The sequence below is a fragment of the Nocardia sp. CA-084685 genome (assembly GCF_050955785.1).
Lineage (GTDB): Bacteria > Actinomycetota > Actinomycetes > Mycobacteriales > Mycobacteriaceae > Nocardia.
Genome location: NZ_CP192094.1, coordinates 6,375,818 through 6,396,437, shown reverse-complemented (window position 1 = coordinate 6,396,437; position 20,620 = coordinate 6,375,818). Strand labels below are relative to the sequence as shown.

The 20,620-nt window shown below is 65.0% G+C and carries 14 protein-coding genes; 8 read left to right on the top strand and 6 right to left on the bottom strand.

Translation table 11 applies throughout. The features are described from left to right. Position 1: 1 nt before the first annotated feature. A complete protein-coding gene (locus tag ACQP2U_RS28450) occupies positions 2-1,402 on the top strand; it encodes a salicylate synthase (RefSeq protein WP_433710270.1) in 1,401 nt (466 codons plus the stop codon). Positions 1,403-1,616: 214 nt separating this feature from the next. After that, the gene (locus tag ACQP2U_RS28445) at positions 1,617-3,068 is read left to right on the top strand and encodes a PLP-dependent aminotransferase family protein (protein ID WP_433710269.1); all 1,452 of its coding nucleotides are present in this window, start codon (positions 1,617-1,619) and stop codon (positions 3,066-3,068) included. A gap of 27 nt (positions 3,069-3,095) precedes the next feature. On the opposite strand, the gene ACQP2U_RS28440 is transcribed toward ACQP2U_RS28445, so the two are convergent. Then, on the bottom strand, positions 3,096-4,586 hold the full coding sequence (locus ACQP2U_RS28440; RefSeq protein ID WP_433710268.1) for a WS/DGAT/MGAT family O-acyltransferase: 1,491 nt from the start codon (positions 4,584-4,586) through the stop codon (positions 3,096-3,098). A 358-nt stretch (positions 4,587-4,944) separates the two neighbouring features. On the opposite strand from ACQP2U_RS28440, the gene ACQP2U_RS28435 reads away from it, so the two are divergent. From ACQP2U_RS28435 to ACQP2U_RS28425, 3 genes are all read left to right on the top strand, one after another. Then, complete coding sequence (locus ACQP2U_RS28435) at positions 4,945-5,598, top strand: hypothetical protein (RefSeq protein ID WP_433710267.1); 654 nt, start codon at positions 4,945-4,947, stop codon at positions 5,596-5,598. A 1,096-nt stretch (positions 5,599-6,694) separates the two neighbouring features. Further along, on the top strand, positions 6,695-7,414 hold the full coding sequence (gene uppS, locus ACQP2U_RS28430; protein ID WP_433710266.1) for a polyprenyl diphosphate synthase: 720 nt from the start codon (positions 6,695-6,697) through the stop codon (positions 7,412-7,414). A 50-nt stretch (positions 7,415-7,464) separates the two neighbouring features. Then, positions 7,465-8,454 (top strand): terpene synthase family protein, encoded by a 990-nt coding sequence (locus ACQP2U_RS28425; protein ID WP_433710265.1) that lies wholly within the window; start codon positions 7,465-7,467, stop codon positions 8,452-8,454. 362 nt (positions 8,455-8,816) lie between these two features. On the opposite strand, the gene ACQP2U_RS28420 is transcribed toward ACQP2U_RS28425, so the two are convergent. Further along, a complete protein-coding gene (locus ACQP2U_RS28420; RefSeq protein ID WP_433710264.1) occupies positions 8,817-9,929 on the bottom strand; it encodes a glycosyltransferase in 1,113 nt (370 codons plus the stop codon). Next, positions 9,929-10,237: a hypothetical protein gene (locus ACQP2U_RS28415; RefSeq protein ID WP_433710263.1), complete on the bottom strand. Its 309-nt coding sequence runs from the start codon at positions 10,235-10,237 to the stop codon at positions 9,929-9,931. Before ACQP2U_RS28415 ends, ACQP2U_RS28420 begins: the two co-directional genes overlap by 1 nt. A gap of 1,625 nt (positions 10,238-11,862) precedes the next feature. Between ACQP2U_RS28415 and ACQP2U_RS28410 the strand changes: the two genes are divergently transcribed. Then, positions 11,863-12,684 (top strand): IclR family transcriptional regulator, encoded by an 822-nt coding sequence (locus ACQP2U_RS28410; RefSeq protein ID WP_433710262.1) that lies wholly within the window; start codon positions 11,863-11,865, stop codon positions 12,682-12,684. A gap of 403 nt (positions 12,685-13,087) precedes the next feature. Here ACQP2U_RS28410 and ACQP2U_RS28405 read toward each other — a convergent pair whose 3' ends face one another. Then, complete coding sequence (locus ACQP2U_RS28405; protein WP_433710261.1) at positions 13,088-14,389, bottom strand: MFS transporter; 1,302 nt, start codon at positions 14,387-14,389, stop codon at positions 13,088-13,090. 271 nt (positions 14,390-14,660) lie between these two features. Between ACQP2U_RS28405 and ACQP2U_RS28400 the strand changes: the two genes are divergently transcribed. Together ACQP2U_RS28400 and ACQP2U_RS28395 are read left to right on the top strand one after the other, a co-directional pair. Then, positions 14,661-15,884: a CaiB/BaiF CoA transferase family protein gene (locus ACQP2U_RS28400; RefSeq protein ID WP_433710260.1), complete on the top strand. Its 1,224-nt coding sequence runs from the start codon at positions 14,661-14,663 to the stop codon at positions 15,882-15,884. Further along, complete coding sequence (locus tag ACQP2U_RS28395) at positions 15,881-16,801, top strand: hydroxymethylglutaryl-CoA lyase (RefSeq protein ID WP_433710259.1); 921 nt, start codon at positions 15,881-15,883, stop codon at positions 16,799-16,801. Before ACQP2U_RS28400 ends, ACQP2U_RS28395 begins: the two co-directional genes overlap by 4 nt. A 345-nt stretch (positions 16,802-17,146) precedes the next feature. Here ACQP2U_RS28395 and ACQP2U_RS28390 read toward each other — a convergent pair whose 3' ends face one another. Further along, on the bottom strand, positions 17,147-18,925 hold the full coding sequence (locus ACQP2U_RS28390) for an amidohydrolase (protein WP_433710258.1): 1,779 nt from the start codon (positions 18,923-18,925) through the stop codon (positions 17,147-17,149). Between the two features lie 251 nt (positions 18,926-19,176). Then, positions 19,177-20,613 (bottom strand): amidase, encoded by a 1,437-nt coding sequence (locus ACQP2U_RS28385; RefSeq protein ID WP_433710257.1) that lies wholly within the window; start codon positions 20,611-20,613, stop codon positions 19,177-19,179. Positions 20,614-20,620 lie beyond the last annotated feature (7 nt).

Here is a 20,620-nt window from a genome sequence, read left to right as displayed (position 1 = left end):
GATGGAGAACCATGTGACCACCCCGGAATCCGTCCGAATAACAAGTGCGGTCGATCCCGTGACCGCGGTGTCGCGGTTGGCCGGCTCCGGCCGCTTCGGTGACTACGTCGTCTATGAGCGGCCCGGTCGATGGGTGTTCGCCGCCGACCCGCTCGGCCGGGTCGAGATGGACACCGATGAGCTGCGGGTGAGCGCAGCCGGAGGGTCCACTCGCGAACGCTGGACCGGCAGAGCCGTAGACGCGCTGGAGCGAGGGTTCGACTCGCTGCGGGTGGCCTGCGGCGCAGGAGCCTCGGGCACCGCCTACGGCTGGATCGCCTTCGAGTTCTGCGCCGATGCGTTCGGCGCGCAACGGCACATCACCGAGCGAACCAGCTTGGCACACATGATCATTCCGCGAATCGAGGTGACCGTCACCGAATCGGAGGTCACCGTCGACGGCGCGGCCGCCGCCGACGTCGAGGTGATCGAGCAACTGCTGCGCTCACCGGCCGAGCCGCTGCCGACACCGCATCCGGTCGACGTGCGCACGGACGTCAGCGGCTACCGTGCACGGGTCTCGACGGCTGTCGCGGAGATCGCCGCGGGCGACTACCAGAAGGTGATCCTGTCTCGCCGGGTCGAGCTGCCCTTCCTGGTCGACCTGCCTGCCAGTTACCGCCTGGGCCGGGCACACAACACACCCGCCCGGTCGTTCCTGCTGCGGCTCGGTGGGCTGGCCGCAGCTGGATTCAGCCCGGAGTTGGTGGCGTCGGTCGACGACGAGGGTGTCGTCACCACCGAACCGCTGGCGGGTACCCGGGCGCTGGGGCAGGGCGTCGCGGCAGACCTGGCCGCCCGCAATGAGCTGGAGTCGGACCCGAAGGAGATCGTGGAACACGCCGTGTCGGTGCGAACGTCGTTCACTGAGATCGCCTCCATCGCCGAACCGGGTTCCGCGGCGGTGACAGACTTCATGGCGGTCCGCGAGCGCGGCAGCGTCCAGCATCTGGCCTCCACGGTGCGCGGCAGGCTCGCCCGGCACCGGACCCGGTGGGATGCGCTGGACGCGTTGTTCCCGGCGGTCACGGCGTCCGGCATTCCGAAGCGGGCGGGTGTCGACGCCGTGTTCCGCCACGACGCTGCCCGCGGACTGTATTCCGGTGCAGTGGTGACACTTTCGGAACGCGGCGCACTGGAGGCGACCCTGGTGTTGCGGGCGGTGTACCAGGACCAGGACGCGGCGTGGCTGCGAGCGGGCGCCGGTATCGTGGCCCAGTCGCGGCCGGACCGGGAATTCGAGGAAACCTGTGAGAAGTTGGGCAGCGTGGCTCCGTATCTGGTACCCGCGGTCTCTCGTGGACCTGGGTCTACTCCGCGATCACCGATGGTGACGGGTGGCTCGCGCCACCCGCGGCGTTAGGGAATCGTCGAGTTTCGCATCCGGCGTCGTCGGTATAGCGGAGAAGTTGCGTCGCCCGTGCGTGCCTGATTACTCTCAGGCATGCTCGGCTGGATTCACCTGTGATCGCGGCACTTTCGGTTGCCCCGGGTGACGCCGGGCAGGCTTGGCGGGCTACCGGCCCTGCCCCTGTTCCATCGTCGGCCCACCGCTGAGGCCGGCTGTGGACTTGCATGTGAGCCTCACCGGTCGCGGGGACCTCGGCGGGCAGATATACCGGCAGATCAAGGACGCCGTGCTGGACGGGCGGCTGGCGCCGGGCCAGCCGTTGCCGCCTTCCCGGGAACTGGCGCGCAGGCTGGCGGTGTCGCGCAATACCGTGACCGGCGCCTACGACCGACTGGTCGCCGACGGTCTGGCCGAAAGCCGGGTCGGTGCAGGCATTTTCGTGCGCGCTATGGTCGCGCGGCAGCGGCGTCGCCCGGCCGTTCCCACATCGGTCGCGGTGGTCCACCCGTCGCCGTCGTGGGTGGACATCAAGGTGCCCACGCCCGGCTTCTTCACCGACGCGCCGCCGTACGACCTACGGCCCGGCATCCCGGACGTGCGGTTGTTTCCGTATGAGGCGTGGCGGCGGTTGACCTCGCAGGCGTTGCGGGCATCATCGATCGGCACCGGAATGCCCATCGATCCGGCGGGGCTGCCCACGCTGCGAGCGGCCATCGCCCGGCACATCGGGGTCTCGCGGGCCGTGCAGGTGACCGCGGACAACATCATCATCACGCAGGGCATCCAGCAGGCGCTGGACCTGGTGGGGCGGGTGCTGCTGCGGCCGGGCGACTGCGTGGCGATCGAGAATCCGTGCTATCCGCTTGTGCGGGAGCTGTTTCGCAGCCTCGGGGCCGACGTCGTGGGGGTCGACGTGGACTCGGAGGGCATGCGGGTCGACCTGCTGCCCGATCACACGCGGATCGTATACGTCACCCCGTCGCATCAGTTTCCGCTCGGCATGCCGATGTCGGCCCAGCGCAGGCAGGCGCTGCTGGAGTGGGCGAGTAGCCGCGATGTGGTGGTGATCGAGGACGACTACGACACCGAGTTCCGATACGGTGGCCGTCCGCTCGAGCCGCTGCACAGCATCGACCCCGCAGGCCGGGTCATCTACGTGGGAACGTTCTCCAAGGTCATGCTTCCGGTGCTGCGGATCGGTTTCGTCGCCGCTCCCGCACCGCTCTTCGCGGCATTGCGCGCCGCGAAGTACGTGACCGACTGGCATTCGCCGCAGCCAGCGCAGGCCGCGCTTCTCGGCTTCATCGAAGAAGGGATGCTGGCCAAACACATTCGGCGGATGCGCCGGGAGTACCAGGCCCGCCACGACCGGATAGTCGAACTGTTGACCACGCGCTTCGCTGACTTGCTGACGGTCATTCCGTCGGCGGTGGGCCTGCACGTGTCGGCGTGGACCCAGCCCGGTGTCGACGCGGCTGCCGTCGCGGCGCACGCGCGGGCGGACGGCGTCGGCATCTTCCCGATCTCCCGGTATCGCATGAGCGACGGTCCCGACGGCCTTATCGTCGGATACGGGGCCATCGCCGCGACCGACGTCGACCACGCGCTCGACCTGCTGCACACCGCGCTGGAGCGGAACCGGGCGACCGCGCAGCGAAGCCGGGACTGCCACGCCTAGCGGCGATTTCACTGTGCGGGTGGGCGACTATTGAACTAGTTCGGTGAGTGCCTCTTGTAGGTAGGTGGCGATGTTCCAGACGTCCGGGATGGTGTCGGTGCTGGCGAGGATGCCGAAGTCGAGGTGGCCGTTGTAGGACATGACGGTGATGTTGAGTGGGCCGGACAGGTCGGTGAGTACGGAGATGGGGTAGCTCCCGGCCACCCGAATTCCTGCGGCGTACAACGGTATCTGCGGTCCGGGCACGTTGGAAATGACCATGTTGGCCAGGGGCAGTGCGGGGGCGGCGACGCGCAGAAGTAGGCGGGTGGCCAGGCCGTGCAGGATCTGCGGTAGGGCCGCGGTGGCGTAGTGCAGCAGGGCCGGTGGGGTGGCGTGGAAGTGGTCCTTGGCAGCCAGCATGGCGGCATGGGTGAGTTTCATGCGATGTTGTGGGTCGGGTTCGCCGATCGGTAGTTCGCACAGCATGATGGAGAACTGGTTGCCCGCGGTGCCGAGTTGCTCCGGGGTGCGCACCGATACCGGGATCGCGGCCACGGCCGGGTCGGCGGCCAGCGTGTCGTGGTCGTGTAGCCAGCGGCGAAATGCGGTGGTGCACAAAGTCATTACCACGTCATTGACGGTGCCGCCGAAGCTGTTCTTGACCTGTTTGACAGTGTCGAGTGAGAGCGAGACGAAGGCGAAGGACCGGTCGGTGCCGTTGGGGCGGTTGCTCGCCAGCGTGGGATTGGCTTTGCGCATGTCGGCGAGTGCGTTCGGCAGCATCGGTCCCAGGCGCAGGGGCAGGCGCATCCGATCAGTTTGGCGGGTCATCGTGTGTGCGATGCCCCGGCCGATTATTTCGGCGGGATTGGGCGTTCGACCCAAACGCAGACCGTCGGGCGGTGGCGGTGCGGGCTGGGAGTCGGGCACGATATCGAAGAGCGCGGCCATGACCTCGGCCCCCGACACGCCATCGATCAGGGCGTGGTGGACCTTGGTGTAGATGGCTTGGCGGCCGTCGGTCAATCCCGAGACCAGGTGGCATTCCCATAGTGGTCGATCTCGGTCGAGCGGCTGCGCATGCAGACGTGCGGCGAGATCGGCCAGCGCCGTATCGGTCGAACCTTCGGGGAGGCGTGTATCGCGTACGTGATATCCGAGGTCGATGGTGTCGCTGTCTTCCCAATAGGGGAGGTCCAGCCCGAGCGGGACGGTGCGCAGTCGCCACCTCAGGGGTGCGACCAGGTGCAGTCGGCTCGCAATCAACCGCCGCAGTACGGTGATGTCCAGTGCGCGACCTGCGGTGGGTGGTTCCAACAGTGTGACCGACCCGACGTGGAGCAGCATGGTGGGTGACTCGGCATCGAGCAGTAGGACGTCGAGCGAACTGAGTTGCCGGGATGGTCCGTTCTCACCCGATAGCGGAATTCTTTGCGATGGTATCGCTGGTTCAGCGGATGTGCCGGAGGCTATTTGGCCCGGTGTCATGATGCGGACGTCGAGGTGGCGGGCGGGTTTCAGGTCGGCATGGGACATGGGGTCTCCGCGTTGTCGCTGGGTTTCAGGACAGACTGCCGATTCAGCTCAATCGGCGGCGATGGTGCCGCGCCACATTTATGGTCTGTCGATATCTGTGGGCGATGGGAACCGTTCGAGCCGCTCCGCTCTTGCGGTGACGCCGACCTCCGTGTCGAAGACGTGTCATTGAGCCTAGTGGTCGGCGAGGCGCCGTCGGCCGCGATCGTGTGCACTACACGTTAATTCTGTGCAAACGTGGGACCTCTGCTCATTACCTGCCGGTATGCCGCGTACTACTTCAGCCTTGGCGAACCACCGCAGTGGCCGCCGGAGTCCAACCAGATGCGATCGGTGGTCTCGGATTTCCGCGAAAGATATGCGACTGCTGCGGAATTCGCGCGTGTGTCGCGGCGTCGTCCCGCACGGTGCCGATGCCTTCGATGGTGACCCCCGCCTGCTGGTGAGCAACGATGGGCGCTGGGGCACACGGCAACTCGTCTCCGAGACCTATCTGCGCATGGCACGCCAGCCGTCACCCGCGAACAAGTGCTTCGGCTACCTGTTCTGGGTCGGCCTCGGATGCTCCGAGAACTCCGGCTTCCAGCCCGCCGACATGTACTTCATGGTCGGACTCGGCATGCAGAACGTTTTCATCGTGCCGAGTCTGGATTTGACGGTGGTGTGGACCGGAGTGTTCGGAAATGTCAGCAACCAGGGCATTGCGGAGGCCCTGCAGAACACCACGGAGCTGCCGCACGAATTCTTCCGCCGATTGTTCGCGGCATTCCCCGACCATCCGGTGCCCGATCCCGGTCCGTATGTCGAACCGCCGCCACGCGAGGATCCGGGCGAGTACGTGGATACGAATCTGCTGATCGCGGTCTTCGGTGTCGGGCCCGCGGCATATCCGGGCTGCGATGTCCTCAGCTGCCTGAACTACCCATTGGCACCACCATTAGCGGATAACCCGCCGGGCTGCGTCGTCCAAGTCTGCCTCGGTCCGGATCCGCGCACGCCCGGCATCCGCTGAATCAAATGCCGGAGAAAGGGATATCGCCTTCCGTCGCACCGTGCGCGAAGGGGTCCTTGGCATCGCGCAGGATCGCCGCCTGGTCCGGTCCTCCATCAGCGCGACCGTGCTCGAGGCGATCATGTTCGCGGTCGTCTCGTGTCCAGCGCTGAGCAGGATCACTGGAGTACCAACTGAGCGATCATGTCATCAGAGATGCAGCCTTCGCCGTTGTAGCAGTAGATGCCGGGACTGATTCGCGGACAACGGATTACCGCCCATACCCCGAATCCGCGAGACCTGGGACATCCCGACGGACGGATTAGTAAGATCATCGACAGACGGCTTTTCGACCGCCGACCTGCCAGGTGCAGCGGAGCCGGGCCACCGTGACAGTCGCTTGCCATGAGAACCAAGGTCGGTTGTGATATTGATGAATCCACTTTTGGCAGTTACTGATCCGTTGTTACGGCTGACCACGGGAGTATTCACTCCGGTTCCGGCCGGTGACCGATGATCGCCGTCGACACCAAAACGCAGCGCCCGGGCCCAGGTTGCTCGCACGGCAAGGTCATTACGCGCAGTGGGCAGGCGGTGATGTACCGGCCGTCGGCGATCGTACGCGCGGTCGACGAATTCCGCTGTGTCGCAACGGCACCGGGCTTCGGCGGGAGATCAGTTGTGACCGCTGATGCGAGCTGGCGCTATCCGCGCTGCCGACCTATCGCGGACACCATGCGGTCGCCGCGGTAACCACGGACTGCACCGGCTCGCGGCGCTGTCCGGATACAACGAGTCTACAAATCCTGCCGCTGACTGGCCTCCCGGAGGGCGACACCATGCAGACAACTATCGGCGGGCACGTCGCCCTACATGACGACCGCCAGCTTTTCACTGGCCCCGCAATCCTCGATCTCGGGCCAGCTGCTGCGGTTCGTCGGGTTCTGCACCGTGCCATTATCCGCCTTCCACATCCGCGCCCGAACCACCTCCAGCGTCCCCTGAGCACTGGCAAACACGCGCAGAGCCGGTGAGTGTGCCGGGCGCATTCGTATCGACACCCTGATTCGACACGGAGCTTACGATGCAGAGTAGATCACCTCTCGACCCCGCTAATATGCCCCGGCATGTCGCCTGTATTCCGGATGGAAATGGGAGATGGGCACAGCTGCGCAACGGCTCCCGTATCGGCGGGCACAACCACGGTGCACGAGTAATTCACGATCTCATAATAAGCGCATCTGATCTGGGAATCGAATGGTTCACGGTATACGCCTTCTCCGCGGAGAATTGGCAGCGTCCCGAGATCGAGGTCAGATTCATTGCAAGTACGCTCGAACGAGCCATCTACCGGTTGCTCGACGATTGCGGTCGGCATAACATACGGATCCGATGGATCGGGCGCGCGGAAATGCGCATACCGCGCGCTCTACGCAGGGCGATCGACTATGCGACATCGACGACAAAGCACAACTCCGGAATGACATTGACCATCGCATATAATTACAGTGGCCGCGATGAAATCGTCGATGCGATCCGCAAAATAATCGAGAACGGCGTGGATGCTGCGGATCTGAATAGCGAGCTGGTGAGTCGATACCTGTACGCGCCGGATATGCCCGATCCGGATCTCGTGATCCGGACATCAGGAGAGAGCAGGATCTCTAACTTCCTGCTCTGGCAGCTCGCTTACAGCGAACTGGTGTTCACACCTGCTCTCTGGCCGGATTTCACCGTTGATCACCTGTTGGATGCAATTCACGAGTATCAGCGACGAGAGCGAAAATTCGGAACCGTCGACGACGGCGATAAAAAATTGGACACGCAGCTGCGATAGACCTCTCGGTAGACATCTCACCACCGTCAATTGATTAGTTGGAGATATTTATGAGCACGGATTGGGCAGCCAAAGTCCCGAACCTACAGTTCGAGGATACCTATATCGAGGGTTCTCGCATCAGCCCCTTCTGGGAGCAGGTCGACGATAAAGCGAGGTCATTGCGCACGGAATGGTTGGGGCCGCTCACCACTACAGAAGAAGAACGGTTGCGCGGAGTAGACTGTGCAAGAGTCGCGTGTCAGATATTTCCGGACGCCGATCCCGATGACCTGGTCATACTGACGATAGTTGGCGAATGGAGCTTCTTGTTGGACGATCGAATTGGATTCGATGAATACGACTCATTGGAAGCTCTCCAAAGCGATATTTCTCGCTTCGATCGCATACTCGAAACAGCGCAGGTTGAAACAGCCGTCCCCGGACTCGAAACCACGCTCGCCAAATGTCTGCAGCGGATGTACCCCAGGCAATCGCACAGCTGGCGGAGACGAATACGGCTAAACTTTCTCGATTGCATTCTGGCCATGGGGATCGAACTCGAAAACCGGCGAGAGGGGTACGTCCCTGGTCGCCAGGAGTATATTTCGATGCGTCGAAATACGGTCGCCATGTACCTCTTTCTGGATATAGTCGAATTCATGCTCCGGATCGAATTATCAGACATGCTGTACGATAGTGGCGAAATGTGTGATTTTCGTGAAAGTTGGGTCGATATCGCAGCCTGGGTGAACGACATGGCGTCGTATCACAAGGAAGACGCGGCCGGTGAAGTGAACTTGATACACGTCGTTCGGGCAGAGAAAAATCTGTCACTCGAAGCGGCGTTCGATGAAGTGGCTGATATGATCGAATCTCGTGTGTCTGATTTTATCGAAGCTGAACGCTCATTGAAAGGCAGCGCTGTTTATAGAAACAGCACCGCCAGCGAGCGCGACGCGGTCGACATCATGGTACAAACAGTGCAGAACGCAATAGGAATGTACGTGCGCCATCACCGAGAATCGCCTAGATATGCCAGCCGGGACAGCGGGGTCTAATTAATCTATTGGTCCGAAACGGTCGAGGTGCCTACCCGAAACCCGATTACCAGCAGTAACGCTCGCCGCAGCGCAGCAACTACACGGAGCGCAAGCTGATCGCGGAGCGTCAACACAGGCTGGAGAACTCATCGCGCGGTAGATGACGGGGACGGTTTACAGGGCGGCTTGAAATAATGCCGCGTTGTTTGGCCAGTACCACGGTGGTCATGCCGATCGAGGAGGTGCCACCGCGGATCAGGATCGACTGCCCAGGTTGAGCATCCAGTCCGATCGTCAGCGATCGGTGGGAAGTTCGCGGCATCTCCGGCACCGCCCCCAGTTGCGCCCAAATCGCCTGTCGGGGTTCCTCCGGTCGTCGGTCAGGAGTGTCGGAGGGGCGGTCGGTGGTTGCCCAATGCGAGGACTTGGGCTGCGACCTCGTCGATGGCAGGCATGGTGGCCACCTCGGCCGCGACGGCGCGGGCAGCGTCGGCGAGGCGCGCGTCGGTGATCAAGGTGTGCAGGTGCGCCGCGGTGATCGTTCTTCCCGGCACCGCGATACCTGCTCCGCGGCGCTGCACCGATACCGCGTTCCACCTGCGGTCGCCTGGGGCGGGGGTCGCCAGCTGTGGGATTCCGGCGCGCAGAGCCGCTAATACCGAGCCGGCGCCGCCGTGGTTGACCATGGCGGTGCAGGTCGGGAGCACGGCGTGTAGCGCGATCCACCCGACAGTTCGGACGTTGTCGGGAAGGTTGGTGGCGCGCATGACTGTTCGGTTTGGGCGGACGATAACGATATCGGCGTCGACGTCGGGCGCGGCCCGTAGCACCGATCGGAGCATCGGGTCGGGGCCGTCGCCGAGCATGGTGCTTCGGGTTACGACGATGCGTGGTCGGCGGGGGGAGTCGAGGAGGAATGGTGGCGTGGCTGCGCCCGGTGTCGAATACGGGATGTATCGCAGGGGCCAACCCGGGACGGAGACGATGCTGGGCGGCGCGATCGATAGGGTGGCCGTGCTCGCGGGAAGGTCGGCACCGCCGAGCAGCCGCAACAGTTCCCGGCGAATCACGGTGCCGTCGTCCAGCGCGATATTGTGCAGCACTGTGGGGACGCCGAGGTGGGCCGCGGCGATGGCTGCGGCCGACGCGAAGGGTTCGTGTACCACGATGTCGGGGGCGAATCGGCCCGCCACTCGAATGAGCCTGTCGAGCATCGGTTTGTTGGTGACGGCGAACACGTGGGCGCCGCCGCGAGCGTCGGCCATTCCCGCCGCGGATCGCAGTGCGAGGACGGGGTGCAAGCCCAATCCCCGCGCGACGGCTCGGATGTGTCCGATGCGCGGTGCGACGTCGACAACCGGGACATCGGCGGAAACCGCCGTCGCGGCATCGCCGCCGGTTGCTACCAGTACCCGGTGCCCCTCCGCACGCAGATGCATAGCAAGAGGCATCATCGGGAACAGATGCCCGATCAGCGGTGTCGCTACGAACATCACCCGCATCGCAGTGCCGCCACTCCGGGGCCGACCGCGCCGGCGTTTGTCGGCGCCGCCGCTGCGACAATGCGTTGAAGTCCTTGTAGAAACTCCATCCCGTCGGCGGCCGCGTGATCGATCACCGCGTGCATCGCCACCACGGCGACCTCCACATGATCATGGTGGTTGCCTATCCCAGCAGCGCGAGAACCTGCACCGCCGGTGCGCTGCGGCAGTTCCGGCACGAGGCGCTGCAGGGTGACGCGTTCGACCCGAGCCGCCGACAACACCGCGTCATCGAAATGCCGGAAATCACCAGTGCGCACGTGAGCAACATTTCTCTCCGGGCATCAGCCGTGCCGCAAACACCCTCGTTCAACGTCAACACGTTATCAGGTGTGACCACAACAATATTCACACCCACTGCCTCATCAGTTGCAGCATCTGGATGCTGCAGACCATGCATCTGACGACCGGAAAAGGCTCCCACCAGATCAAGCGCTGGAAAGACATCCGTGATGTCACGGTCCATGATTCGCTGGCGCGACGCGCTGGTTTCTTAGGATTCTCTCAGCGGAACCCGAATTGAACCCCCGCAAGCCCTACCGGCGGTTTTGCGTCGATTTTGCCCGACACGTCATCCGCTCTACATACATAACCGCAGGTAGGCCGGGTATCGTGAAGTGCTGTCTGTGTCCGGAGGGGGACACACGCGCTAAACACACGAATCGACCTGCGGAAACAGCGCTGATGCAACCTTCACGCAGTGGCCCGTTAGCGGCACACCCCCATGCGGCGTGCTTCCCGGTAGTCGACGATCCGGTCCAAGTGGCCATTCCGGTCTCGGCCATGTGCGCTCGGTAGTTCGTGCCCTGGCAGTTGGTCTTCCGCTCCGGGGAGTGGGTTTAGCGGAGTGGCGCTTGCCAACTCAATGCTGGGATCGGCGGATTCTGCCAGCACGCGTCGAGCAACTGCGGCGCCTTCCCGAAGCACCTCAGTGGGCGTCGGGAAGGCGCCGGGCAGCGGCAGCACCCGCTCGCCGCGAGCGGGTGCTGCAGCATGTGGCGTCCGATTCTGTGGAGTAGCGGAGGAGGTTGATGCTCACCCCACCGAGTCAACCCGCGCCGGTCGACCCCGCGCTTGGACCACACGCCAAATCAAAGCCGCCGGTTTGGACTCCGATGCAATATCGATCGCGAGGGTCGGCGCGGCGGTCAGCAACTCGTGCTCGCGAGCGGATGTCATGCACGGCCACCGAATACGTGCGGTCTCGGTCGCAGCAACTGCTCGCTGGACAGTCCGGTTCAGAGCTGACGACAAGCGGTCTCGCTGCGCTCGGCTGGCATACCTGCGACGCCGAGGGCGCGGCGAGTACGCCCTCGATTGGACTATATTTTATCTGCCTCGTCCGCCGCCGCTGCGCCGTCCTCAATGCCATGCCGAAATCCCAGCAGCATTACCGAACTCCGGCAGCCGCCTGACCTCCCCGCCCAGCCCGTGGACGGGGAGCCGCATTCGCCCCGGGGGACCGGCTGGATCAGGCGTTCGAATCCTCGATACGCCGGGCCCGGGCCGGAATACCGCGCTGCCACCAATCGATAGCCTCGCCGTCATCAGCCATGCACTGAATCAGGTGCGCGGTGGCTTCCACCTGCGCTCCAGACTGGGCACAGAACGACCACAACTGACGGGCAGCCCGCTGGTACTGGTGGAACGCAACGTCGACCTCGAACGCATCCCACTCCCGGAGCGAAACCGGTGCACTGCAACATGCGCTATCAGCCCACCGACCTGCGCCTCGTGATAGTCGCCAACCGGCTTGTCCGCGGCCTCGTCCTAGTCGGGGAACGGCCACCGCGAAAGCCGTCGGCGGCCAGCCGGTTGGTGGGATGGGCTTGATGGAAAGTGGGACGGTTGTTCATGGCGATATGCAGTGAACAAGAATGAGATTGTGACCGAATCCGCGAACATGCCCGAATTGGTGCCGTCGGTGCGTAATTCCCGCGCGCTGTCGGCTGGTATCAAGCCGTTGCTGGTGTTGTCGAAGATCCGTGGGATTCTCGACGCGTTCACGTTGGCCGAGCCGGAGTTGACGTTGGCTGAGATCCGGGCGAGGACGGGGTATCCCACGTCGACGGTGCAGCGGCTGGTGGCCAATCTGGTCGCTGAGGAATTTCTGGACCGGGTCGGTGACCGGGTTCGGATCGGGGTGCGCATGGCTTATTGGGCGTCGCCGGCGACGGCCGGGTTGGATGTGCTGGATGCGGTGACGCCGGCCTTGGAGGCGCTGCGTGACCAGACCGGCGAGACCGCGTGCTTCTTTCGCAGGGAAGGCGTGTTTCGCGTCTGCGTCGCGCTGGCAGAGACATATCACGCGATCCGTCGCGAAATGCATGTCGGCAAGATTGTGCCACTGCATGTCGGTTCGGCGGGGCGGGTGTTGCTGGCTTGGGACGATACAGCGCTGAAAGAGGTTCTCGCCGAGGGTCTTCCCGGGTTCACCGACGCTACAATCACCGACCCCGAGGTGTTGCGGGCGGTGGTGGAGGACACTCGGCGTGCGGGTTTCGCGATCACGGCGGGAGAGCGTGATGAGGGAGCGTCGGGGGTGGCGGCGCCGGTGTTCGATTCGCGGGCGCGGGTGCTGGGGGCGTTGATGATCAGCGGTCCCACATTTCGGCTAACCGACGAGCGATGTCGGGAATGCGCGGAAGAGGTGGTCCGCGCCGCCGAGCAGGCGACGCGGATGCTCGGCGGCCGACTACCGTTCTGACCTCAGACTGGCGTGTGGCCCGCGGATAGATTCGTAATCGCGGCGGTGGCTGCCTCCGTGACATGGCGGCGTGTATGTGCGCCCGCGCAGCGGTCGCCGAGCCTGCCGAGTGTTCCGCGCTGGTCGCGGCCAGAAGGTCGAGGTCGCGAATTTCCCCGGCGGACAAGGTGATTCGTCCCGCCACTGCGATGGCGCGGATGTCGCCCACAGCAGGTGTCCATCCAGACCGAGGTAGTTGGCGACACGGTCGACGCCGGATGCGTAGGTGGCGTCCAGTGCCGCATGGAGACCGCCGGCGGCACCACAGTTCTCCGGTGTCGGGGTGTGATGACGCAGTCCGGACGCTTGCGCCAGCTCGATCACCGCGGTGTGACCGATCGCTGCCCGCCCTGGATCAGAATATTCATGCTGGGTTGATCTCCTCCAGGCTGCGGCGCGAGGTCCGCGGACCCAGTGTGAGCACCGCGATCACTACGATTGCCAGCGCCGCGCCCACCACCGCGAACATCGCGGTAGCGCCGTGGTCGTCGAGCACGGGAATCAGCACGAACGGCAGTGCGCCGCTGGTCAATCGTGAGAGCGAATAGGTCCAGCCGACTGCGGTGGCTCGCACCGTGGTCGGGAAGATTTCCGCCTGATAGACGTGATAGACGTTGGAGAAGATATTGCTGGTCGCAGTGGTCAGGAAGCCGAGGGCGATGATCAGCGGCACTGACGAGACCGTCGCGAAGCCCAAGCCGAACGCGGCGATCGCCACTACCGATCCGGCTACCAGGAATTTCCGTTCGATGCGGGCCAGCAGTGGGATGGCAAGCGCGGAGCCGACCGGGTATCCGATGAACGACAGCGCCGTGAACAGCATCGACGACGTGACGTTGTATCCCCGATTGACCAGCACCAGGGCGGCCAGCGTCCCGAATCCGTAGTAGCCGAAGGTCTGGAACAGGTGGAACACACCCAGCATCGCCAGCCGGCGGCGGTACGGGGCACGCCGGAGGCGGAACAGTTGGCTGCCGCTGCGCTGCGGTGTGGGGGCCTCCTGGGCCTGCTCGTCGATCGGCGCCGCCACGACGCCCGAGCCGGCGGCGAAGGTGTTCAATGTCTGCTGCGCTTCCTCGATCCTGCCCATGCCGGCCAGCCACCGTGGCGACTCCGGCAGACCTCGCCGCAGCATCAGCACGATCAGTGCTCCGACGGCGCCCAAAGCCAACAGCCAGCGCCAGCCCGCGATGCCCAGCGGTGAGCGCACGTTCAGCCAAAGCGCGAGGAACCCGACAAAGGGCACGGCCAGATACGAGCAGGTGTAGGCGTACGACGCGAGGCGCCCTCGCCGCTCCTTCGGGAGGACGTCGGAGAGGTAGGAGTCCGCCACGGGGTATTCCGCGCCCACGCCGACGCCGGCAAAGAAGCGCGCGATCACCAAGAAGGTCGGATCGGTGGCGAATGCGCCGATCAGCGACCAGGCCGAGAACCAGATCAGGTTGATCAGGAACGCACGTCGGCGCCCGATCCGGTCGGCCAGCCGCCCGAATGCGGCGGCGCCGACGAACATCCCGACGAAGGACGAGGCCAGCAGCAGCTTCAACTCGGTCCCATGCAGACCGAACTCGGTCTTCAGGGTGGTGCTGATAGTGCTGGACAGGAAGATCTCGTACATCTCGAAGAACAGGCCAAGCCCGACGGCGACGATAACCTTGCGATGCACTGCCCCAACGGGCAATCGATCTAGTTGCGCCCCAACAGAATTCGATATCTCTATGGCGACAGCCGGTGACGGGTTCATGACACGCCCTTTCGATCCGGGAACAACAGCTCGCCTACTTAGCGAGTTGAAACTCACAATGTGAGTTCGGCGACATGACTGTAGCTCTACTTGCTCGATTTGAGAAGCCCCACTTGCCACAATGTGGGTATGAATGCACTATGTGGTTATGACTAGTCCAGTTACGAACGGCGCGAACCCCGGAGGAGATCACGTGGACAACCCAGGCCGCGAGCCGCTCGATGGTGTGCGGGTACTCGAGCTCGGTAACTACATCGCCGCACCGACGGCCGGTCGGCTGCTGGCGGACTTCGGGGCCGAGGTGATCAAGGTCGAACGGCCGCATACCGGCGACGAACTGCGCAATTGGCGGCTGTACTCCGGCACGACCTCGATGCTGTTCCACACGATCAACCGTCACAAGAAGTCGGTAGTGCTGGATCTCAGGACCCAACAGGGACAGCAGGCGGTGCGGGAGTTGGCCCGCTCGTGCGACATCGTGCTGGAGAACTTCCGTCCCGGCACCCTCGAACGATGGGGTCTCGGCCCCGACGTACTCGGTGCCGACAACCCCGAACTGATCTTCGTGCGTGTGTCCGCCTTCGGGCAGACCGGTCCACGCTGTACCCAACCGGGTTTCGCCGCCGTCGCCGAGGCGATCGCGGGGTTACGGGGGCTGACCGGAGATCCCGACCGTACTCCGTCACGCACCGGCGTCTCGATCGGGGACTCGATCGCGGGACTCTATGCGGCGTTCGGTGCGATGCTGGCGCTGTTTCAGCGAGAGCGCGACCGCGCCGAACAGCGCACGACCGCGCCCGCTGACCGCACGGTAGATGTCGCCCTCACCGAGGCGATCTTCTCGATGATGGAATCGCTGGTTCCCGAATACGACGCCTACCACGTCACCCGAACTCGCTCGGGAGGCCGAATGGAGGGCATCGCGCCCTCGAACGCGTACCTGTGCGGCGATGACCGCTGGATCGTCATCGCCGGCAACGGCGACTCGATCTACCGCAGGTTCATGACCACGATCGGCCGGCCCGACCTCGCCGATGACGATCGGCTCGGCACCAATGCCCAACGCTGGCAGGCACGCGAGGAACTCGATGCCGCGATCGGCGCCTGGACCTCGACCCTGACCGCCGCCGACGCTCTGCGTGCGCTCGATGCCGCCGACGTACCCGCCGGGCCGATCAATACCGCCCCCGATATCGCGGCCGATGAGCAGTTCCTCGCCCGCGGGATGATCCAGCGGATGGACGTCTCAACCGGCACCGAGACGATCAGTGACGTGGCTTTCCCCGGGATCGTCCCGCATCTCGGCACCCGGCCGCGCCGGATCCGTTGCGTCGGGCCCGAACTCGGCGCCCACACCACCGAAGTACTTGCTGCGCTGGGCGACGGCGCCGCCGACCCGAAGGAGCTCGTCCGATGACACCTGCCACTCAACTCAGAGACGTTACGCTGCGCGATGGCCTGCAACTCACCGGGAAGCTGCTCGACACCGAGAAGAAGGTCGAACTCACCCGGTTGCTGCTCGGATGGGGAGTCGACGCGGTCGAGATCGGCGCCATGGCCCGCCCGGACCGAGTGCCGCCGATGGCCAACACGCTCGAGGTGATCGCCGCGCTGACCGCCGACGAACTGCAACACTGCTGGATCTGGGCGGCGACACCGCGCGGCATCGCGCGCGCGATCGACGCTGGCGCCCGCAACTTCGAATACTGCCTGTCGGTCAGCGACGATCACAACCTGGCCAACGTCGGGCGCAGCACGGAGGCCAGCATGGCGGCCCTGCCCGAAGCCGTAGATCGCGTCGCCGCAGTGGGCGGACAGTTGCAGTTGACTCTAGCGACCGCGTTCACCTGCCCGTATCGGGGCGTGATCGATCCGGACCGCGTGCTGGAACTGGTGACCGACCCGCGGGCAGAGGCGACCACCACCGTCGTCCTGTGCGATACCCTCGGCCAGGCCGTCCCCGACCAGGTCGAGCAGCTCGTCCGGTGGGTCCTCGGCGCGGCGCCCGGCCGCGCGGTCGTCTACCACGGTCACGACACCTGGGGCCTGGGCGTGGCGAACACCCGGGCGGCCATCGACGCCGGAGCCACCATGGTCGATGGTGCGCTCGGCGGGCTGGGCGGATGCCCGTTCGCGCCGGGCGCCAGCGGCAACACCGCCACTGAGGACCTGCTGTTCGCGCTGCGCCCGAACTGGCTCACCCCGCCGAAATTCAGCGAAATCGTTCGTGCCGCAGAACTTCTGCTCGCCGACCTCGGCGAGCCGAACCGCTCGAAGGCCGCCCAAGGCGCCCGATCCGAAGCGCGCGCGTTCGAATGGGTGATCAGCGCATGAAATTCCTCGTCACCAGAGCGATCCCCGAACCCGACACGCAGATGCTGCGCGTCGCCGGCGACGTCGTCCTTCCGTCACAGGTCGGGTCGCCGTCGTGGTTCCGCAAGAAGATCGTGGTTCCGCAAGAAGGTCGCCGGGTTGGGGCCGCACTACGTCCCCAAGACCCGGCCGACTTCCTCGGGTATCGGCCGGGTGATCAAGCGAGTGCGATCTGTGGTTCGCTCCGACGCGAATCCCGCTGGGGCCGACACCAGCATTTTTCATTGGGGGAGAAGCGGTCTCACCCGGTTTACTCACGGTGCGAGGTGAGATCGTTTCTCTCTCACGATATGTGCTCGGAACCGTTCAGCGGGCCATGTTCGGGTGGCGTTCGGGCAGCGGGGCCTCGTCGATGCGCGGCAGCACACCGGTGTCGTAGACGTCACGGCCGTCGAATATGGTGCGCAGCACCTCGGTCGCGGCCAGGTTGTCCAGGTCGGCGGTCAGCGGGTTGTGATCGACGATGGCGATGTCGGCCTGGAATCCGGGCCGCAGCGCGCCGATGCCCTCCCATTGCATGAGCCGGGCCGTGTTGACCGTCCAGCCGTCCAGCGCCTGTTGTGCGGTGATGGTGTGCGTGGCGGGGTCGTTCGGGAAGTCCGACAGCGCCAGTTCGCCGGTCTGTGCGAGCTTCATGTGCTCGAACGGGCTGAAGGGCGACCAGTCCTGGCCGAGCGAGATGGTGGCGCCGGATGCGAACTGGCTGCCCACCGGGACGACCAGATCCATGATCTCGTCGCCCATGCGCTCGCGGTACATGTCGCCCTTGCCCCAGCGGAAGCTCATGCTGATGGAGCTGTTCAGCTTCAGGTCGGCGTAGCGGCGGATGGTGTCCGGCTCGATCACCATATTGTGCTGGGTCACCCAGTCGCTCGCGCGCACCGCGTCGGCGAGACCGTCGGCGTCGACGATCTCGAGGAACTGGTTGTGGTCGAACAGGCCCGCCTGAATGAGATTCAGCCGGATCCCGTTCTCCAGGCAGTAGTGAATGACCTCGCGCTGCATCTTCTTCGTGTTGAACTCGTGGCCGGTGGTGGGGCGCCCGTACGGGTCCTTGTAGGGCTTCTCCATGCGCATCAGGCCGGCCCAGGTCGGTCCGTCGAGGCCGAAGGTCGCACCGTTGAATTGCAATATCTCATCGCCGGTGGATTGCAGCAGCGACGCGTGCGCCAGGTTCGTGCGAATACGCTCGTCGGTGAGGCTGGCGCCGAAATCCCATGGCGCGGTGGCCAATTCCAGGGATGCCACCACCCGCATCGCCAACCGGTTGTCGTCGCGCAGGCGCTTGTATCCCAGCAGGTGCGCCAGATCCATGGCGTGGCACTCGTAGGCGGCGGTGGTGCCCCAACGGTGCGCGCGGGCCTGGCCCAGCAGGCCGCCCTCGGACCACAGCTCGTCCGGCGGCGGGACGGACATGATCTTGCCTTGGATCTGCTCACGCCAGAATCGGTCCGGGTTGTAGTAGTTGACGACCGAGCCGGTGAGAATGCCGGTGGGTTCGCCGTCCTCGTCTTTCTCGATCCAGACGTCACTGACCCGGTCGGGGGTGTCGCGGTTGATCCCGAGCACCTGCAAAGCCTTGGAGTTCATCGCGACCACGTTGGGGATTACCGGGGCGAGGGCGAAGATGATGAACGGGTGGTCGGGGGCGGCGGTGTCGAGCACGCGTCGGTCGGGCAGCTTGCCTTCGGCGAGGTCCTTGTAGGAGCGGCGGACCAGGTAGTTGGGTTCACCGACGGGGGTGCCCTGGACCCATTGGCCGGCGGGTACGTGGGCGACGTGGGCGCGGATGCGAGCGACGATATCGGCGTGGTCACGCGCGTCATACAGGTTGACCGACCAGACGTCCTGCGCGCCGGTGTGCAGGAAGTGCGGGTGCGAGTCGAGGATTCCCGGCATGACGCAGGCGCCGTCGACATCGATACGCCGTGCAGTGGCGCCGCCGAGCGACGTCATGTCGTCGAGCGAGCCGGTGCCCAGTACCCGGTTCCCCTCCAGAACGATCGCCTCGTGGGTTTCGCGGCGTTCGTTCTGTGTCAGAACCGGCCCTCCGAAGAAGAGGGTTCGAGTGGTGGTGACCGGCATTACTAGCTCCTTGAGCGGGGGTGCGAGGGTTGTCGGGGGGATGAGACGGCTCTATTTGTGGCGGGCACATGGCCGACACAGGAATGCTGCATCGCGGAGCGCGGCGAGCGCAGCCATCGCACTCCACTCAGTGGAGGGCTCACGTGCGTTGCCTGCCACGGCAGCCTCCTGCGCGTCCGGCGTCTGATGTCGTATGCCGCCAGGCCGACCGCGCCTTCGAACTCAGGCGCGGGTCGATCGTTCTGCGAGCGTCAGGCGGTGATGTGGACGGTGGGGCGACGGTGCGACCAGTCGGCGGTGCGCTCGATCTGCCCGGCGAGCGCGAGGAGCACATCCTCGGCGCACATCCGCCCGACGAACTGGACCCCGATCGGAAGGCCGCCGGCGGTCTCGCCGAGGGGGAGTGACAGGGCGGGCTGGCCTGTGGTGTTGAACAGCGGGGTGAACGAGATGTCGTTCAGCACCTTCAGCGACCACGCGTCGAAGTCCAGCGCCGGATCGTTCGCGTTCTGGTACCCCAGCGGCTGGGCCGGAGTGTTCGTCGTAGGGGTGACCAGAATGTGGTAGTCCTCGAAGAACGGTGCCGTCGCGCGCGAGATCTGGTTGAAGGCGGCGTGGGCGGCGCCCAGCTCGACGGCGGTCACCGTCCGGCCGTACTCGAAGGCCGCCAGGATCGAACGCTCGAGGCTGGACTCGTCCGGTGTCACGCCGGTCAACGATTGCAGGCCGAGGACGTTCTCGGCCGCGGACGCGGCCCAGACGACCCGCTGAGCGGCCACATGCCGATCGAAGTCGTATCGAGGCGCGTCGATCTCCACGTGATGCCCGAGGTCGGTCAGCAGCTGGGCCGCTGCTTCGACGGCCGCCGCGACCTCGGGGTCGACCTCCTGGTGTGACCACGAGGAGGTGCAGACGGCGATACGCAGCGGCTTCGGATCTCGCGCCAGTTTCGATACATACGGGGCCGCGGGTTCTTGGATCCGGTACTTATCGCCGGGCACGTACCCACTCACCGCGTCGAGGAGCAGGGCGGTGTCCCGGACCGTGCGAGACACCGCGAACTCGATCCCGAGCCCGCCCAACGCTTCCTGGGCGTCAGGACCCATCGAGACGCGGCCGCGGGTCGGCTTCAGCCCGACCAGTCCGTTGTAGGCGGCCGGGATCCGGATCGAACCGGCCGCGTCGTTGGCGTGCGCGATGGGCACCGCCCCGGCGGCCACCAGCGCCGAGGATCCGCCGCTCGATCCCCCCGTCGAGCGGGTCACGTCCCAGGGGTTGCGGCTGGTGCCGTACACCACGGCCTCGCAGTTGGAGTTGAGCCCGAACTCGGGCGTGGTCGTCACCGCTGCGGTGGCCAGGCCGGCGCGGCGGAACCGCGACATCAACTCGGTGTCGTGCGGGAAGGTCACGCCGTCGGGTCCGGTCATCCGGCTGCCCATCCGGGTCGGGACGCCCGCCGCGTGACAAAAGAGATCCTTGATCGCGAAGGGTGCGCCGCCGAGCGGACCGGTGGCGTCGTACTCCAGTGGGGATTCGAACGGGCCCGCGGTCACAACGTTCAATTTCTCGTTGACCGTGGAGATGGCCTCCGTCGCACAACGGTAGACCTCGGCGGCGCTCACCTCTCCCTTGGCGATGAGATCTGCCAGCTCGGTCGCGTCACACGCGGCATACTCGGTTGTTTTCACGGCGGGG

Bases quoted from the DNA above. Each gene is read 5' to 3' on its own strand.
- ACQP2U_RS28450 (WP_433710270.1), top strand. From the start codon at position 2: ATGGAGAACCATGTGACCACCCCGGAATCCGTCCGAATAACAAGTGCG.
- ACQP2U_RS28440 (WP_433710268.1), bottom strand. From the start codon at position 4,586: ATGTCCCATGCCGACCTGAAACCCGCCCGCCACCTCGACGTCCGCATC.
- ACQP2U_RS28435 (WP_433710267.1), top strand. From the start codon at position 4,945: ATGCGACTGCTGCGGAATTCGCGCGTGTGTCGCGGCGTCGTCCCGCAC.
- uppS (WP_433710266.1), top strand. From the start codon at position 6,695: ATGCCCCGGCATGTCGCCTGTATTCCGGATGGAAATGGGAGATGGGCA.
- ACQP2U_RS28425 (WP_433710265.1), top strand. From the start codon at position 7,465: ATGAGCACGGATTGGGCAGCCAAAGTCCCGAACCTACAGTTCGAGGAT.
- ACQP2U_RS28420 (WP_433710264.1), bottom strand. From the start codon at position 9,929: ATGTTCGTAGCGACACCGCTGATCGGGCATCTGTTCCCGATGATGCCT.
- ACQP2U_RS28395 (WP_433710259.1), top strand. From the start codon at position 15,881: ATGACACCTGCCACTCAACTCAGAGACGTTACGCTGCGCGATGGCCTG.
- ACQP2U_RS28390 (WP_433710258.1), bottom strand. From the start codon at position 18,925: ATGCCGGTCACCACCACTCGAACCCTCTTCTTCGGAGGGCCGGTTCTG.